This is a genomic window from Nocardiopsis coralli, assembly GCF_014892575.1.
Classification (GTDB): Bacteria; Actinomycetota; Actinomycetes; order Streptosporangiales; family Streptosporangiaceae; genus Nocardiopsis; species Nocardiopsis coralli.
In genome coordinates this window covers 116,042-132,128 of sequence record NZ_JADBGI010000010.1, presented here as the reverse complement: position 1 = coordinate 132,128, position 16,087 = coordinate 116,042, and the positions used below count along the sequence as shown (strand labels likewise).

At 70.2% G+C, this 16,087-nt stretch carries 19 protein-coding genes; 11 read left to right on the top strand and 8 right to left on the bottom strand.

What is annotated here, in order from left to right:
- Positions 1-32: 32 nt before the first annotated feature.
- Positions 33-839 carry a metal-dependent hydrolase gene (locus tag IDM40_RS13385; RefSeq protein ID WP_268959332.1) on the bottom strand — a complete coding sequence of 269 codons (807 nt, stop codon included), beginning with the start codon at positions 837-839 and terminating at the stop codon, positions 33-35.
- A gap of 68 nt (positions 840-907) precedes the next feature.
- Between IDM40_RS13385 and IDM40_RS13380 the strand changes: the two genes are divergently transcribed.
- Positions 908-1,384: a GNAT family N-acetyltransferase gene (locus tag IDM40_RS13380; RefSeq protein WP_193122321.1), complete on the top strand. Its 477-nt coding sequence runs from the start codon at positions 908-910 to the stop codon at positions 1,382-1,384.
- A 24-nt stretch (positions 1,385-1,408) separates the two neighbouring features.
- Here IDM40_RS13380 and IDM40_RS13375 read toward each other — a convergent pair whose 3' ends face one another.
- From IDM40_RS13375 to IDM40_RS13360, 4 genes are all read right to left on the bottom strand, one after another.
- Positions 1,409-2,020: a DUF4352 domain-containing protein gene (locus IDM40_RS13375; RefSeq protein ID WP_193122320.1), complete on the bottom strand. Its 612-nt coding sequence runs from the start codon at positions 2,018-2,020 to the stop codon at positions 1,409-1,411.
- Between the two features lie 200 nt (positions 2,021-2,220).
- Positions 2,221-2,427: a hypothetical protein gene (locus IDM40_RS13370; RefSeq protein ID WP_193122319.1), complete on the bottom strand. Its 207-nt coding sequence runs from the start codon at positions 2,425-2,427 to the stop codon at positions 2,221-2,223.
- A 134-nt stretch (positions 2,428-2,561) separates the two neighbouring features.
- Positions 2,562-3,509, bottom strand: a complete 948-nt coding sequence (locus tag IDM40_RS13365; RefSeq protein WP_193122318.1) for an EamA family transporter — start codon at positions 3,507-3,509, stop codon at positions 2,562-2,564.
- A 6-nt stretch (positions 3,510-3,515) separates the two neighbouring features.
- Positions 3,516-3,884, bottom strand: a complete 369-nt coding sequence (locus IDM40_RS13360) for a hypothetical protein (protein ID WP_193122317.1) — start codon at positions 3,882-3,884, stop codon at positions 3,516-3,518.
- Between the two features lie 127 nt (positions 3,885-4,011).
- Between IDM40_RS13360 and IDM40_RS13355 the strand changes: the two genes are divergently transcribed.
- Positions 4,012-4,803 carry an RICIN domain-containing protein gene (locus IDM40_RS13355; RefSeq protein WP_193122316.1) on the top strand — a complete coding sequence of 264 codons (792 nt, stop codon included), beginning with the start codon at positions 4,012-4,014 and terminating at the stop codon, positions 4,801-4,803.
- A 41-nt stretch (positions 4,804-4,844) separates the two neighbouring features.
- On the opposite strand, the gene IDM40_RS13350 is transcribed toward IDM40_RS13355, so the two are convergent.
- Both IDM40_RS13350 and IDM40_RS13345 read right to left on the bottom strand, forming a co-directional pair.
- Positions 4,845-5,678 carry an ABC transporter permease gene (locus IDM40_RS13350; RefSeq protein WP_193122315.1) on the bottom strand — a complete coding sequence of 278 codons (834 nt, stop codon included), beginning with the start codon at positions 5,676-5,678 and terminating at the stop codon, positions 4,845-4,847.
- Positions 5,678-6,616 (bottom strand): ABC transporter ATP-binding protein, encoded by a 939-nt coding sequence (locus IDM40_RS13345; RefSeq protein WP_193122314.1) that lies wholly within the window; start codon positions 6,614-6,616, stop codon positions 5,678-5,680. The genes IDM40_RS13350 and IDM40_RS13345 overlap by 1 nt, the downstream gene beginning before the upstream one ends.
- A gap of 324 nt (positions 6,617-6,940) precedes the next feature.
- Between IDM40_RS13345 and IDM40_RS13340 the strand changes: the two genes are divergently transcribed.
- Genes IDM40_RS13340 through IDM40_RS13305 form a run of 8 tightly spaced genes read left to right on the top strand, consistent with a single transcriptional unit; the run spans position 6,941 to position 13,558 of the window.
- Positions 6,941-7,720: a helix-turn-helix transcriptional regulator gene (locus IDM40_RS13340; protein WP_193122313.1), complete on the top strand. Its 780-nt coding sequence runs from the start codon at positions 6,941-6,943 to the stop codon at positions 7,718-7,720.
- 19 nt (positions 7,721-7,739) lie between these two features.
- Positions 7,740-9,152: a Fe-S cluster assembly protein SufB gene (sufB, locus tag IDM40_RS13335; protein ID WP_193122312.1), complete on the top strand. Its 1,413-nt coding sequence runs from the start codon at positions 7,740-7,742 to the stop codon at positions 9,150-9,152.
- 1 nt (position 9,153) lies between these two features.
- A complete protein-coding gene (gene sufD / locus IDM40_RS13330; protein ID WP_193122311.1) occupies positions 9,154-10,314 on the top strand; it encodes a Fe-S cluster assembly protein SufD in 1,161 nt (386 codons plus the stop codon).
- A complete protein-coding gene (locus IDM40_RS13325; protein WP_193122310.1) occupies positions 10,307-10,642 on the top strand; it encodes a non-heme iron oxygenase ferredoxin subunit in 336 nt (111 codons plus the stop codon). Before sufD ends, IDM40_RS13325 begins: the two co-directional genes overlap by 8 nt.
- A gap of 8 nt (positions 10,643-10,650) precedes the next feature.
- Entirely contained in the window at positions 10,651-11,412 is a 762-nt protein-coding gene (gene sufC, locus IDM40_RS13320; protein WP_193122309.1) for a Fe-S cluster assembly ATPase SufC, read from the top strand.
- Between the two features lie 3 nt (positions 11,413-11,415).
- The gene (locus IDM40_RS13315; protein ID WP_193122308.1) at positions 11,416-12,699 is read left to right on the top strand and encodes a cysteine desulfurase; all 1,284 of its coding nucleotides are present in this window, start codon (positions 11,416-11,418) and stop codon (positions 12,697-12,699) included.
- 20 nt (positions 12,700-12,719) lie between these two features.
- Positions 12,720-13,193, top strand: coding sequence for a Fe-S cluster assembly sulfur transfer protein SufU (gene sufU, locus IDM40_RS13310; RefSeq protein WP_193122307.1), 474 nt, complete (start codon positions 12,720-12,722; stop codon positions 13,191-13,193).
- Positions 13,193-13,558 carry a metal-sulfur cluster assembly factor gene (locus IDM40_RS13305; RefSeq protein ID WP_193122306.1) on the top strand — a complete coding sequence of 122 codons (366 nt, stop codon included), beginning with the start codon at positions 13,193-13,195 and terminating at the stop codon, positions 13,556-13,558. Before sufU ends, IDM40_RS13305 begins: the two co-directional genes overlap by 1 nt.
- A 67-nt stretch (positions 13,559-13,625) precedes the next feature.
- Here the strand turns inward: IDM40_RS13305 and IDM40_RS13300 are convergent, their stop codons facing one another.
- Positions 13,626-14,375 (bottom strand): DUF2470 domain-containing protein, encoded by a 750-nt coding sequence (locus IDM40_RS13300; protein ID WP_193122305.1) that lies wholly within the window; start codon positions 14,373-14,375, stop codon positions 13,626-13,628.
- Positions 14,376-14,849: 474 nt separating this feature from the next.
- On the opposite strand from IDM40_RS13300, the gene IDM40_RS13295 reads away from it, so the two are divergent.
- Positions 14,850-16,028 carry an IS30 family transposase gene (locus IDM40_RS13295; RefSeq protein WP_193122397.1) on the top strand — a complete coding sequence of 393 codons (1,179 nt, stop codon included), beginning with the start codon at positions 14,850-14,852 and terminating at the stop codon, positions 16,026-16,028.
- Positions 16,029-16,087 lie beyond the last annotated feature (59 nt).

Below are 16,087 nucleotides of genomic sequence, written 5' to 3'. Positions count from 1 at the left end.
ATGCTCCGGCAAGCCCGTTCGTCCGGGCTGCGTCAGGCGGTGACCGCGAGGGCGAGCACGACCGGGAGCCCGGCGGTCGAGGCCCAGGCGATGCCGGTCTCCACCCGGCTTCGGCCGGTGTGGAACGTCAACGGGGCGTGGAACATCCACCAGCGCTTGCCTCGCACCGCGAGCGGCCACGCCAGCGGCACACCCGACGGGGTGAGCCAGTCGCCGAGCACGTGGGTCAGCGCCCCTACGAACACCACGACGCCCACCAACCAGTAGACGGGGCCGGAACCGCCCGCGAACAGCAGGGTCGCCGCGGCCAGCACGAAGGCGATCACCACCGCCACCCGCTTGCGCCGACGCACCGTTGCGACGAAGGTCCACGACCCCAGAACCGTCGCCAGGCCCAGCGCGGACATCGCCAGGACCACGAGCGCGGCACCCCACGGCACGAGGGCGACCAGCGCGGCGAGGGCACCGAAGGCCGCGCAGCCCGGGAGCGTGTGCGTCAGGAACCGGTGACCCCCGTCCTGGGGCCGTCGCTTCTCGGTGGGCGTGGAGGTCGCCCGGTACACGGTGCGTGAGAGGGCCTCCACCCCCATCGCGGTCCGCTCGGTCACCGCGCCCAGCGACCGGCCCACGGCGCTGCCCGGGGTGTCCAGGTCGGGCAACAGGGCCGCGCCCGCACCGACGGCACCGCACACGAGTCCGTGCGCCGGGTCGGAGGTGACCAGGAGCCCGGTGACCCCTCCGGTGAGCAGGCCGGTGGCGGCGTGGCTGGTGCCCATCATCTCGGCAGCACTCTCCAGGAAGGGACGCAGGGGCGGGGCGACCCGGAGATTCTCCCGCAAACACGGTCCGGCACAAAAACGGGAGGCGTCAGCGGGCCCGCAGGACAACGGTGGTCAGGCTCCCGCCCATGGAACCCAGGAGAGCCACACCCGACGACACCGAAGCGCTGACGGCCTTCCTGGCCCGGGTCGACCTGACCCTGAGCGGCCTGGACTCCCCGGACGTGCGCCTGTGGATCCAGCGGGACGGCACGGGCGCGGTCCGCGGCTGCACCGGTTACGAGATGAGCGCCGACCGCAGGCACACGCTGATCCGAAGTGTCGCGGTCGATCCGGAACGCCGCTCGGCCGGACGCGGCGCTGCCCTTGCACGTTTCGCGTTCGACCGGGCGGCCGAGGAGGGAGCACGCACGGCGTGGCTGTTCAGCCGCCGCTCCGGCCCGTTCTGGCAGGGCCTGGGCTTCGCCGAGGCCGACCGCCGCGAACTGGCCCGTGTCCTGCGGGGCACGCACCAGGTGCGGCTGTTCCGGAGCACGGGGCGGTTGGACGGGGAAGTGGCGTGGTCGCGGAGCCTGGAACCGTCGACGGCGTCCGGCCGGCGCTGACCGGTACCGGCTCGCGGACGGGCGTCAGTGCTGGACGGGCGCCTCGTGCACGGTGTCGCCGTGGGGTGCCTCGAGCATCTCGACGGAGGCGGGGGTGAACGAGCCGGGTGCGCTGACGGTGCCCGACGTGGCCTGGCGGGGCAGCAGGGTGAGGGTGCTGATCTGGTCCTCGGCGGCACCCGCCCCGTCGGCGGAGTCGTGCCTGGCCCCGGAGGCGTCGACGAGCGCGAAGTGGGAGGGGCTCACCTCGAGCTCGCCGTCGGTGCGGTTGGCGACGGTCACGTGCACGGCGGTGTGTTCGCCGACGGTCCCGTGTGCGCCCTCCCGGTCGGCCCCGGGTGTGGCCACGGTGGTGTAGCCGGGGCTGGGGCGGTGGTCCGGGGTGGCGGGGACGAACTCGGCCGGTGCAACGGTCAGCCCGACGGGGGCGTCGGGGTCCTCGGACGGCACGGCCTCCTCGCCGATGCTGCTCTCGGCCGGCTCGGTGGCGGGGAGGGAACCGGGCAAGGGCGGGGGCCAGGAGCCCGTGCCGATCGAACCCAGGGAGGCCGCGCCGAGCACGACGGCGCCGGCGAACGCGGTCAGGCCCAGTGTGCGGCCCAGGGAGGCGGCGGTGCGGCGTGGCGGCTTCGGCACGGTGGTGGGCCCTCCTGGTCGGAGCGCCCCTGACGCTCCGTCTTCGGCCGGGTATGCACAGAGAGTAACGACGGTGCCTGTGGGGTTGGGGGAGGGCGCGGGGGTTCGGCGGGGCGCGGGCACGGTCGCCGAACGGGGGCCGTGCACATGAAGGGGGACGGCGGGGCGAACCGCAGACCCGCCGTCCCCCGGGAACGCTCTTAGGCGTCAGCGTTGCTGATGCACTGGTTGAGCAGGTCCAGGTCGAGGTTGATCAGGCCGATGTTCTGCTGCTCCTGCACACAGGACTGGACCACGTCGGTGTCCCACTCGATGTCCTGGGCGGAGGCGGAGGCGGTGCCGATACCGGCGCCGACGAGGCCCGCAGCGAAGAGACCGGTGATCGCGAACTTGGCGGCCTTGCGCATGTCATCCCTCTCTGGGTGGCTACAGCGTTGTGGGCTCGATGCCCACCACTGCAGATAACCGTTCGGTTACGGTTCGAAACCCTCAGTGAGAAAATGCAGGTCCGCGGGGTCAGAGTTTGTGCGTTCGCGCCCCGTTATGTCGGCCCGGGAGGGGGTGACCCGTCCTCGGATGGCGGGGTTTCGGTCGACCCCTTCCGTTCCCGGTCGTCGTTCCGTGACGAGGTCCGGGTCGAGCCGGCGCTGGCCGCGATCACACACGCCACCGCGAGCCACTGCCACACCGTCAGCATCTCGCCGAGGAGTACCAGTCCCACCAGGGCGGCCGCGGCCGGCTGGAGGCTCATCAGGATCCCGAACACCCGCGGCGGCATACGGCGCAGGGCGGTCAGCTCCAGGGTGTAGGGCACGACCGAGGACAGTACACCCACGGCGAGCCCGATCAGCGCCAGGCGCCAGTCGAGCAGGGCGGCACCGCCCTCGGCGATCCCGGGCGGGCCCAGCAGTACCACGCCCACGACACTGCCGATGGCCAGTCCGGACGCGCCGCTGAAGCGCTGTCCGGTGGCTGCGCTGAGCAGGATGTATCCGGCCCAGGCCGCTGCTGCCAGGACGGCGAAGAGCACACCCACCGGGTCCAGGTCGGCGCGTTCCAGGCCCAGTGCGGCCACCCCGGCCCCGGCCAGGCCCGCCCACAGCAGGTCCACCCGTCGGCGTGAGCCCAGGATCGCGATCATGAGCGGTCCCAAGTACTCGATGGTGACCGCGAGGCCCAGGGGGATGCGGGCGAAGGCCTGGTAGATGAAGACGTTCATCAGCGCCAGCGCGGTTCCGTAGCCGATCACCACCGCCCAGTCCCCGCGCGTGCGCGCCCGCAGGGCCGGGCGCACCAGGATCACCAGGATCACCGCCGAGGTGAGCAGGCGCAGCCACACGACCGCGGTGGGCGGGAGCTGCTCGAACAGGCCCTTCGCGACACCGGCGCCGGTCTGCACGGAGATGATGCCGATCAGGACGAGCCACGTCGCGGGGACGGCCTCGGCGGCCGAACGCAGGCTCAGGGGTGTTCCGGTGGAGGAGCGCATCACGAGTCATCCTACGTTTTCGGCGACCCGTTCCTCCTCCTGCCCCGTGTCCTCGCCGGCCGCTCCCCGCCCGCCCGAGCGCGGGTCCACCAACGCCCACAGCAGCACCAGCCAGGCCAGCACCACCAGACCCGGCTGCAGGAACGTCATGACCAGCCCGATCGCGGTCAGGTCGCCCGCGCCCGAGGCCACCTGCACTGCGATCCACAGGAACGGCAGCGCCGCCGCCAGCAGGTTGGTGGCCAGCGCTGCCCAGGCCAGGCCCCGGCGCCGCGGGGGACGCCACAGCAGCAGGGCCCCGCCCGCGGCGAGCAGGAACAGGGGCGGACCCAGGTAGCGGACCAGCACGAACCAGGGGACTCCGATGGCTTCCATGGGGCCCGAGACTACCGAGCACGCACGGCCCACCCGGATCACGGCAAAAGCCGCGAACGGGCGCAATTACAGTGAGATGGTCTCGGCGCGCCCGAGCCGGTCCGTTTCCCCGCTGGAGTCCCCACCGATGTCCTCATCCCGCCCCCGTCCCGACGACGACGCCGAAGAAGGCCGGGTCCCGCGCTGGCCCATGGTGGCCGGCGCGCTGGCCCTGCTGCTGGGTGTGACCGTGGCCGGATACACGGCAGGGGCCGCCGTCAACGAGCTGGAAGCGGTCGAGGAGGAGGAACTGGAGGTCTCCTCCGGCATCCTCGTCGACCCGCCCGGAGGCCCGGAGGAGGATGAGGAGGCCGAGGAGGAGCCCGAACCCGGGCCCCTGCCCGAGGGTGTCGAACCCGGCGCGACCCAGGTGCTGCAGAACGTGCACGGCGACCGGGTGATGGACGTGGCGGGCGGCTCCACCGACTCCGGCGCACACATCCACCTGTGGGACCGCCACGACGAGGAGAACCAGCAGTGGCGCCTGCACCCGGTCGACGACACCCACGTGGAGATCGAGGGGGTCGAGAGCGGCCTGCTCCTGGAGATCGCCGAGGCCGAGGACAACCCCGGCGCGGTGTTGAAGGAACGCGACGGCGAACCCCGCCAGCACTGGATCGTGGTGCAGATGCAGGACGGGGCGGTGCGCCTGGTCAACCGGGAGACCCGCAACGCGCTGGAGGCCGAGGGCGGCGACCCGGAGAACCGGTCACTGGTCGTGGAGGCCGCCGACGCCGGGCAACCGCACCAGCAGTGGCGCCTGCTGCCCCTGGACGCGCCGCCGGAGGACGGCCCCGACGAGGGCGGCGGTGACGAAGAAGCGGACGGCAACGGGGAGGACGACGGCGGAAACGGGGACGAGACCCGCACTCCGCGGTGATGCCCCGAAGGCGCGGCGCTACCCCCGCGCCGCGGTCCTGACTACTCCCACCGGAAGAGCCGCGCGGCGAGCAGCCCGCACACGGCCGCCCACACCGCCAGGACCGCGAACGCGCCCAGGGAGGGCAGCGTCCCGTCGATGAGGGCGGTGCGCAGCCCGGAGCTGAGCGCGGTGATCGGCAGAGCGGCGACCGCCTGCTCCAACGGCCCGGGGAAGGTGCTGGTCGGGAACAGCACCCCGCCCAGGCCCAGCATGAGTACGTAGACCAGGTTCGCGCCGGCCAGTGTCGCCTCGGCGCGCAGGGTCCCGGCCATGAGCAGCGCGAGCGAGCTGAACGCGGCGGTGGCCAGCAGCACCAGCACCAGGACCCCCGCCACGGCCGCGGGGGTGAGCGCGGGTGACCAGCCCAGGGCCAGTGCCACCGCGCACAGCACCACGGCCTGGATCGCCTGGATCGCCAGGACCGCGAGGGTCTTGGCGGCCAGCAGGCCGAACCGGGACAGGGGCGTGGCACCCAGCCGCTTGAGCACCCCGTAGCGGCGCTCGAACCCGGTTCCGATGGCCAGGCCGGTGAAGGAGGTCGACATGACCGCCAGCGCCAGCACACCGGGGGTGAGCACGTCCACGCGCGCGCCCTCGCCCACGTCCAGGACGGGGGTGACGGTGAAGCCGACGAGCAGCAGCACGGGGATGACCATGGTCAGCAGCAGCTGCTCGCCGTGGCGCAGCATGATGCGCAGTTCCATGCCGGCCTGGGCGAGCACCATGCGCCACAGGGGTGCGGCCTGGGGATCGGGCCGGAAGAGCGCGGCGTCGTCGGTGCCGGTCGTTCCGGCCCGGTCGGCGGTGGAGGTGGTGGAGGTGTGCTCGGTCATCAGTCCCGCAGTTCCCGGCCGGTGAGTTCGAGGAAGACGTCTTCGAGGGTACGGCGCCTGACGCGCAGGTCCTCGGCCATGACACCGGAGGAGGCGCACCAGGCGGTGACGGTGGCCAGGAACTCGGGTCCGGCGCCGTCGGGGTCGTCGGGGCGCACCACGTGGTGGTGGCGGTCGCCCGCGGCGGTGCTGGTCACGGTGGAGCCGGGGGGAAGGGCCTCGCGCAGGGCGTCGGTGTCCAGGGGGTCGTGGGTGGAGAAGCAGACCTCGCGGTGGTCGCCGGTGAGCGAGTCGGGGGTGCCCTCGGCCACGACGGAGCCGCGGTCGATGATGACCACGTGGTCGGAGAGGCGTTCTGCCTCCTCCATGTGGTGGGTGGTCAGGATGACGGCGACGCCGGCCTCGCGCAGGGTGGAGACCAGGTCCCAGGTGGCCATACGGGCCTGGGGGTCCAGCCCGGCGGTGGGCTCGTCGAGGAAGACCAGTTCGGGTCGGCCGATGACGGCGCAGGCCAGGGACAGGCGCTGCTGCTGTCCGCCGGACAGGCGCCGGAAGGGGGTGCCCGCCACCGACGTCAGACCCAGGCGCGTCAGGAGCAGGTCGGGGTCGATGGGGCGGGCGTGGAAGGAGGCCATCAGGCGCAGCCACTCGCCGGCGCGGGCGCCGGTGGGCACGCCGCCGGACTGGGGCATGACGCCGACGCGGGGTTTGAGGGCGCCGGCGTCGCCCTGCGGGTCCAGGCCCAGGACGCGTACCTGTCCGCCGTCGGAGTGGCGGAACCCCTCACAGATCTCGATGGTGCTGGTCTTGCCCGCGCCGTTGGGGCCCAGCAGTGCGGTCACCGCCCCCCGCCGCGCGGTGAACGTGAGGCCGGTGACTGCTGTGGTGGCGCCGTAGCGCTTGACCAGGTCGACGACCTCGACCGCGGCTGTTTCCATGGGGCCCGAGTCTACGTGCGGCTCGGGGGATGCGATCACCGGGACCGTGTCGGGGAGCTTCGGGGAGGCTCCGGCGGTACGCCCCCGGTGTCCGGATCCTGGCACCGGTGTCCCAGAATGTGAGCGCCGGGAATGTTCCGGGGCCGTGCGGTCTTTCAACTTCAGGTGTGTTCGCCCCGTGAATTCCCACTTAGGCAAGGCTGCCCTTCGTGACCAAACCCATGGGAGCAGGTTTGCCTAGCCGGGTCGATTTACGCCACACTGATGTTGTCTAATCAATTCACACACTCCGACGAGCCGTGCGACGTGAGAAGGGGGAGCCGTATGCCGGACGCGTCCAGTATGCCCGGTCCCCTGAGCGGGTCCGAGCGCGGTGCCGAGACCGGCACGCGCGCGCGGGTGGCACGGATCGTCATGGAGAAGGGCCCGATCACCGCCGCCGACCTCGGCGAGCGCCTCGGGCTCACCCCGGCGGCCATCCGCCGCCACCTCGACAACCTGACCAGCGAAGGCATGGTCGAGGGCCGCGACGCCCGGCCCCACGGCGGCCGCCGCCGCAGGGGACGACCCGCGCGCGTGTTCGCCATCACCGAGGCCGGACGCGACGCCTTCGTCCATGCCTACGACGACCTCGCCTCCAGTGCACTGCGCTTCCTCGCGCAGACCGCCGGCCCCGAGGCCGTCGGCGAGTTCGCCCGCAGTCAGGTCGCCGACCTGGAGAAGCGCTACGAGCCCATGCTGGACTCGGTCCCGCCCGAGGAGCGGGTCCACCTGCTGGCCCAGGCGCTGTCCAACGACGGTTACGCCGCCACCGCGGGCCGGGCGCCCGCACCCGGCGGCGGCGACCAGCTCTGCCAACACCATTGCCCAGTCGCGCACGTGGCCGCGGAGTTCCCGCAGCTCTGCGAGGCCGAGATCGAGGCCTTCGCGCGGCTCCTGGGCACCCCGGTGCGCAGGTTGGCCACCATCGCCCACGGCGACGGTGTGTGCACCACGCACGTCACCCCACGGGATGACGCCTCGAGCGGGGAGGGCCACAGCCCCGCGACCAACAGCGTCCGCCGTCCGGCGGACGGAGGATCGCCCTATCACAAGGACGTCTGAGTCCAGGAGGAGTCCGCGCATGACGTCTATCGCGCACCCCGAGCTCGAAGGGCTCGGAACTTACGAGTACGGCTGGGCCGACTCCGACGAGGCCGGTGCCACGGCCCGTCGCGGTCTGAACGAAGAGGTCGTCCGCGACATCTCCGGCAAGAAGGACGAGCCGGAGTGGATGACCAAGCTCCGCCTCAAGTCCCTCCGGCTCTTCGACAAGAAGCCGATGCCCAACTGGGGCGCGGACCTGTCCAACATCGACTTCGACAACATCAAGTACTTCGTGCGGTCCACGGAGCAGCAGGCCACCTCCTGGGAGGACCTGCCCGAGGACATCAAGAACACCTACGACAAGCTGGGGATCCCCGAGGCGGAGAAGCAGCGCCTGGTCGCCGGTGTCGCCGCGCAGTACGAGTCCGAGGTCGTGTACCACCAGATCCGCGAGGACCTGGAGGAGCAGGGCGTCCTCTTCCTGGACACCGACACCGCGCTCAAGGAGCACCCGGAGATCTTCGAGGAGTACTTCGGCTCCGTCATTCCTCCGGGTGACAACAAGTTCTCCGCGCTCAACACCGCAGTGTGGAGCGGCGGGTCCTTCATCTACGTTCCCAAGAACGTGCACGTGGAGATCCCGCTGCAGGCCTACTTCCGGATCAACACCGAGAACATGGGCCAGTTCGAGCGGACCCTGATCATCGTCGACGAGGGCGCCTACGTCCACTACGTCGAGGGCTGCACCGCGCCGATCTACAAGTCGGACTCGCTGCACTCGGCCGTCGTCGAGATCATCGTCAAGAAGAACGCCCGTTGCCGTTACACGACCATCCAGAACTGGTCGAACAACGTCTTCAACCTGGTCACCAAGCGCGCCGTCGCCGAAGAGGGCGCGACCATGGAGTGGATCGACGGCAACATCGGTTCCCAGGTGACGATGAAGTACCCGGCCGTCTACCTCATGGGCGAGCACGCCAAGGGCGAGACCCTGTCGATCGCTTTCGCCAGTGAGGGCCAGCACCAGGACACCGGCTCCAAGATGGTGCACTGCGCGCCCAACACCTCCTCCAAGGTGGTCTCCAAGTCGGTGGCCCGCGGCGGTGGCCGCTCCTCCTACCGGGGACTCATCCAGGTCCAGGAGGGCGCACACCTGGCCAAGTCCTCGGTGGAGTGCGACGCACTGCTGATCGACACGATCAGCCGTTCGGACACATACCCGTACAACGACATGCGCGAGGACGACACCGAGCTCGCGCACGAGGCGACCGTCTCGAAGGTCAGCGAGGACCAGCTCTTCTACCTGATGAGCCGCGGGATGGAAGAGGAAGAGGCCATGGGCATGATCGTGCGCGGGTTCGTCGAGCCCATCGCGCGTGAGCTGCCCATGGAGTACGCGCTGGAACTGAACCGACTGATCGAGCTTCAGATGGAAGGAGCGGTTGGTTAAGTTGACCAGCCCGAGCACCGAACCCAAGGCCCACAGCCACGGGCTGGGGGAGATCCCGTTCTCCAAGCTTGCGACCCACGGGTCGTTCGACGTGGACGACTTCCCCGTGCCCAACGGCCGCGAGGAGGAGTGGCGCTTCACGCCGCTGCGCCGCCTCAAGGGCCTGCACGACTTCAAGGGCGAGGCCGACGGCGTCGACCGCCTCGACGTGGACGCCCCCGAGGGTGTCACCGTCGAGAAGGTCGGTCGTGACGACGAGCGCCTGCGCACCGCCGGCCTGCCCGCGGACCGAGTGACCGCCCAGGCCCACAGCGCCTTCCAGGAGGCCACGGTCCTGACCGTCGCCAAGGGCACCGCCCTCGAGCGTCCGGTCACCATCGACCGCCAGGCCCAGGGCGGCACGCGCTTCGACCAGTACCTCATCGAGCTCGAGCCGATGGCCGAGGCCGTCGTGGTCCTCAAACAGACCGGTACCGGTGTGCGCGCGGGCAACCTCGACCTGCACGTGGGGGAGGGCGCCCGCCTGACCCTGATCAGCGTGCAGGACTGGGACCACGACGCCGTCGACGTCACCCAGCACAACGCCCAGGTCGAGAAGGACGGCACGTTCAAGTCGATCGTCGTCACGCTCGGCGGGAACCTGGTGCGCCTGTCCCCGAAGGTGGCCTACAAGGACCGCGGCGCCAACGCCGAGCTCCACGGCCTGTACTTCACCGGCGACGGACAGCACCACGAGCACCGTTCGCTCATCGACCACAACCTGTCCAACACCCGCTCGCGCGTGGAGTACAAGGGCGCGCTCAGCGGCAAGGACGCCCACGCGGTGTGGATCGGTGACGTGATCATCGGCGAGGGCACCACCGGGACCGACTCCTACGAGCTCAACCGCAACCTCCAGCTCACCGACGACACCCGCGTGGACTCGGTGCCGAACCTGGAGATCTTCACCGGTGAGGTCGAGGGCGCCGGGCACGCGTCCGCGAGCGGGCGCCTGGACGACATCCACCTCTTCTACCTGCGTTCGCGCGGGATCCCGGAGGCGGAGGCCCGTCGTCTGGTCATCCGCGGTTACTTCCTCGAGCTGATCAACCGCATCCCGATCGAGGAGCTGCGCGACGAGATCATGGAGAAGGTCGAGCAGAAGCTGGCCTCCCATGAGTGAGTCCGGTCGCTGGGTCAAGGTCGCCGAGCTCGACGAGATCCCCGAGGAGGGGGCTCTCGGCATCGAGACCGACGACGAGACCCCGATCGCGCTGGTGCGCACCGAGGGCGAGGTTTTTGCGGTGCGGGACGTGTGCTCCCACGCCGAGGTCGCCCTCTCCGAGGGCGAGGTCGAGGACGGCACCATCGAGTGCTGGCTGCACGGGTCCTGCTTCGACCTCCGCTCCGGATCCCCGATCAACCCGCCCGCGACCCAGCCGGTCCCCACCTACGACGTGAAGATCGACGGCGACGACGTGCTCGTCTCCCTCGACGAAGAGAATTCCTGAGGCTTGACATGACGAAGTTCGAAATCCGCGGCCTGCGCGCCGACGTCCTCATCGGCGAGGACGAGCGCCAGGAGATCCTCAAGGGCGTTGACCTGACGATCAACTCCGGCGAGACGCACGCCATCATGGGCCCCAACGGCTCCGGCAAGTCCACCCTGGCCTACGCCATCGCCGGCCACCCGCGCTACGAGATCACCGAGGGCGAGGTGCTGATCGACGGCGAGAACATCCTCGACATGGAGGTCGACGAGCGCGCCCGTGCCGGTGTGTTCCTGGCCATGCAGTACCCGGTCGAGGTCCCGGGTGTGTCCATGTCCAACTTCCTGCGCAGCTCGGTCACCGCGGTGCGCGGCGAGGCCCCCAAGCTCCGCCAGTTCTCCAAGGAGCTGCAGGGCGCCATGAAGGACCTCTCGATCGACTCGGGCTTCGCGGCCCGCGGCGTGAACGAGGGCTTCTCCGGCGGTGAGAAGAAGCGCCACGAGATCCTTCAGCTGGAGCTGCTCAAGCCGAAGGTGGCCATCCTCGACGAGACCGACTCCGGTCTGGACGTGGACGCGCTCAAGATCGTCTCCGAGGGCATCAACCGCGCCAAGGAGACCCACCAGATGGGCACCATGCTCATCACCCACTACACCCGGATCCTCAACCACGTGAAGCCGGACTTCGTGCACGTCTTCGCCGGTGGCCGTATCGCCGAGTCCGGCGGTCCGGACCTGGCCGACACCCTGGAGTCCGAGGGCTACGAGCGTTTCGTGAAGGCGGGCGCGTAACCGATGAGCATGCGCGAGCTGGAGCGGCTCGACGTCGAGGCGGTCCGGAAGGATTTTGCGATCCTCTCCCGGACCGTCCGCGACGGACGCCGCCTGGTCTACCTCGACTCCGGGGCGACCTCGCAGAAGCCCCGACAGGTACTGGACGCCGAACGGGAGTTCTACGAACGCCACAACGCGGCGGTGCACCGGGGAGCGCACCAGCTCGCGGAGGAGGCGACCGACGCCTACGAGGCGGCCCGTGAGACCATCGCGAACTTCATCGGTGGCAGCAGTGGTGAGATCGTCTTCACCAAGAACGCCACCGAGGCCATCAACCTGGTGGCCTACGCGATGAGCAACGCGGCCACCGCCGAGTCGGCGCTGGGCCGTTTCCAGGTCGGTCCGGGCGACGAGATCGTCGTCACCGAGATGGAGCACCACGCCAACCTGGTGCCCTGGCAGCAGCTGTGCCAGCGCACCGGTGCGACGCTTCGGTGGTTCCCGGTGACCGGGGACGGGCGCCTGGACCTGACCGACATCGGTGAGATCGTCAACGAGCGCACCCGGGTGGTGGCCTTCGCCCACCAGTCGAACGTGCTGGGCACGGTCAACCCGGTGCACACCATCACCGCCCGGGCCCGCGAGGTCGGTGCCCTGGTGGTGCTGGACGCCTGCCAGTCCGTGCCGCACATGCCGGTGGACGTGGGCGAGCTGGACGTGGACTTCCTGGCCTTCTCCGGGCACAAGATGCTCGGTCCCAACGGCATCGGTGTGCTCTGGTCGCGCCGTGAGCTGCTGGAGGCCATGCCGCCCTTCATCACCGGCGGCTCCATGATCGGCGTCGTGTACATGGACCACTCCACGTGGGCCGAGCCCCCGCAGCGGTTCGAGGCCGGGGTGCCGATGGCGCCCCAGGCGGTCGGGCTGGCCGCGGCCTGCGACTACCTGAGCTCCATCGGCATGGACCGGGTGGCCGAGCACGAGCACCAGCTCACCGGGTACGCGCTCGACAAGGTCGGTTCCATCGAGGGCGTGCGCATCGTGGGTCCCACCGAGACGGTGGACCGCGGTGGGGCGGTGTCGTTCGTCGTGGACGACATCCACCCGCACGACCTGGGCCAGGTCCTGGACGACCGGGGCGTCGAGGTCCGGGTCGGGCACCACTGCGCCTGGCCGATGCACCGCAAGCTGGGTATCGTCGCCACCACGCGTGCGTCGTTCTACCTCTACAACTCGTTCGAGGACGTGGACGCGCTCGCGGAGGCCATCCGGGATGCCCAGAAGTTCTTCGGGACCCGGCCCTAGGACAAGGATTCAGCCTGACCATGCAGTTGGACGCGATGTACCAGGAGATCATCCTGGACCACTACCGGAACCCGCACAACAAGGGGCTGCGGGATCCGCACGACGGCGAGGCGCACCACATCAACCCCACGTGCGGGGACGAGGTGACGCTCCGGGTCTCGTTGACCCCCGCCCCCGGCGGTGAGCTCGACGAGAAGGCCACCGTCACCGATGTCTCCTACGACAGCATGGGGTGCTCCATCAGCCAGGCGAGCACCTCGGTCCTGACCGATCTGCTGATCGGCCGGACGGTCGCCGAGGGGATGCAGACCCTGGACGCGTTCACCGAGCTGATGCAGTCCAAGGGCCAGGGCGAGCCCGACGAGGACGTCCTGGAGGACGCGGTGGCCTTCGCCGGGGTCTCGCAGTACCCCGCCCGCATCAAGTGCGCGCTCCTGGGCTGGATGGCCTGGAAGGACGCGGTGTCGAAGTCGTTGGACAAGGAAGGCGTCTGATGAGCGAGAACGAGACGACCACCACCGAGGCCCCCGCGGAGGCGGCCTCCCCCGAGCAGGAGCAGCTCGCCGAGGAGATCGCCGAGGCGCTCAAGGACGTGATCGACCCCGAGCTGGGGATCAACATCGTCGACCTGGGCCTGCTCTACGGCGTCAATGCCGACGACGCCGCCATCACGTTGGACATGACGCTGACCAGCGCGGCCTGCCCGCTGACCGACGTCATCGAGGACCAGGCCAACAGCGCGCTCGACGAGTTCGAGCGCGAGGTCAAGATCAACTGGGTCTGGATGCCGCCGTGGGGTCCGGACAAGATCACCGACGACGGCCGTGACCAGCTGAGGATGCTGGGCTTCAACGTCTGAGGTGAGTACGGCGTGCGACGGGCCGGGACCTTCGGGTCCCGGCCCGTTCGTGTGTGTTCCGGGGGGCTCAGTGCAGGAGGCCGGCCATCTGTTGGACCTCGTGGGCGACGTCGTCGGGGGTGCGTGCGGGACGCCGGAAGCAGATGCGCACGTCGTGGTCGCCCTCGGGGCCCTCCAGGCGCAGGCGCAGCCCGTGGCGGTCCACGCCCAGCGGGCGCGGACGGCCCTGGGGGAGCGGTTCGGGGCAGTGCGCGACCAGGCCCCAGAGCACGTCGGGGTGGCTGTCCTCGAGGTGGCGCAGCCAGGGGCCCTCCCAGCGGCCGAAGGGGTCGGCGGGGGCGCCGGCGAACTCCGCGGGGGTGATCAGGTGGCAGCCGTCGTGGTCGGAGTGCACGACCAGGTCGGGTGCCAGGGTCACCATGGTGCGGCCGTGGCCCAGGTCCAGCAGGCGTTCGTCGGGGTCCTGGTCGGAGACGGCCAGTGCCAGGTTGCGGGCCTCGGACCTCGGGGGGACGCGCAGGGTCCCGTTGATCCACAGCAGGGAACGGGTGCTGTCGCGCAGGTCGACCGGGGCGGTGTCGGTGAACTCGAGGGTGGCCTCGAGGGTTCCCGCGCCGATCTCGGCCAGGACCATGTGCCGGTCGGGAACCAGCAGCGTGACCTCGCCCTGAGGTGTGGTGTGGCAGACGGGTCCGGTCAGGTGCAGCGACCGGTCGGAGCTGGTCACGGTGGCCGGGTTGGGCCGGGCCAGGACCGAGCGCGCCCGTTCGGCGGGGGAGGGGACCGAGAGGTTCGTGGACGGAAGCAGCAGGATCACCTCAATTCTCTTAGGTAAGGCTAACCTATATCCTTTCTGCTCGCATCGGAAGCCCCAGGGTCTGTTTGGTGGGCGCCTTCCGTCGCTTCAACGAATACTGCGCCGAAGGCGTCCGTTGAGGGTGGTGGCGGGCGACGGTGTGGGCGGTGTCCGCCAAGCAGGCCCTGGGTAGGCATCGCTGTGCACACGTAGAAGGCCCCCGCGAACCGGCTTGGGTTCTAGCGGTGGTCGCAACACCCTGACTTTCAGGAGGTTGCGACCACCGTGTCGTTGTCCAAGGAAGAACGGGACCGCCTCAGGGAGCGGTTCCTGGAGCTGATGGCCCAGTCCGCCAACGTCACCGAGACAGCCCGAGAGCTCGGCATCAACCGCAACACCGCGTTCGGGTGGGCACGCAAAGCCGGACTACGCTCACACCGCCGACAACGACCCCACCCCGGTCGGCAGGAGTACCAGCGCCTGCGCAGCAGCGGCATGCCCCGCCGCGAGGCCGCCCGGCGGGCCGGCATCAACGAGCGCACCGCCCGCGACTGGGACCACGGGGTACGCAAGTCCAACAACACCAGGCTCTACCCCGACGGGCGCCGCGTGGACTACTCCACCGGACAGACCACCATGGAGCCCATGACCACCAGTGCTGAGCCGACCGTGGCCGCGCTCGACAAACCGGTGCATCCACGCTTTTTGACCCTGGCCGAGAGGGAACGGATCGCGGACCTGGACCGGGCGGGCTGGGGCCTGCGAGCGATCGGCCGCGACCTGGACCGGCCCGCCTCGACCATCAAACGCGAGCTCGACCACCACCGCAGCACCGACGGCTCCTACGGCGCCTATACCGCCCAGCGCCGGGCCACCCAACAGCGCTCGCGCCCCAAACACGCCAAGCTCGCCCAGCCGGGCCGGCTGCGCGATTGGGTCGCCGGCCGGCTCATGGAACAGTGGTCCCCGGAACAGATCAGCAACGCGCTGGTCGAGCACTTCCCCGACGACGAGGCGATGCGGGTGAGCCACGAGACGATCTACCAGGCCTTGTATGTCCAGGCCCGTGGCGGGCTCAAGCGCGAGGTCGCCGCCGCGCTGCGCACCGGCCGCATCCGGCGCACACCGCGCCGCTCGCCCGAGCGCAGGCGGAGCCGCTTCAGCGATGCGATGGTGATGATCAGTGAACGCCCGCCCGAGGTCGAGGACCGGGCGGTGCCCGGGCACTGGGAAGGCGACCTCATCCTGGGGGCGCACAACGAGTCTGCGATCGTCACCCTGGTGGAGCGTTCGACCCGGTACGTGATGCTGGGGCACCTGCCCGGGCAGCACACCGCCGAGGCGGTGGCAGGTGTGCTGAGTGCTCTGGTCCAGACGCTGCCCGAGCACCTGCGCGGGTCGTTGACCTGGGACCAGGGGGCGGAGATGGCCCACCATCAGGCGTTCTCGGTGGCCACGGGGGTGCCGGTGTTCTTCTGCGACCCGGCCAGCCCTTGGCAGCGCGGGTCGAACGAGAACACCAACGGGCTGCTGCGGCAGTACTTTCCCAAGGGCACCGATCTGTCGGTGCACGGGCCACTGGACCTGGAACACGTCGCAGGCAAGCTCAACCGGCGTCCACGCAAAACGCTCGGCTGGAAAACTCCAGCCGAGCGTCTGCTACAACTCGTTTAGTCCACTCGGTGTTGCGAGGACCCCTTGAATCCGCCCCCGGTTCCAGGGGCCTTCTACGT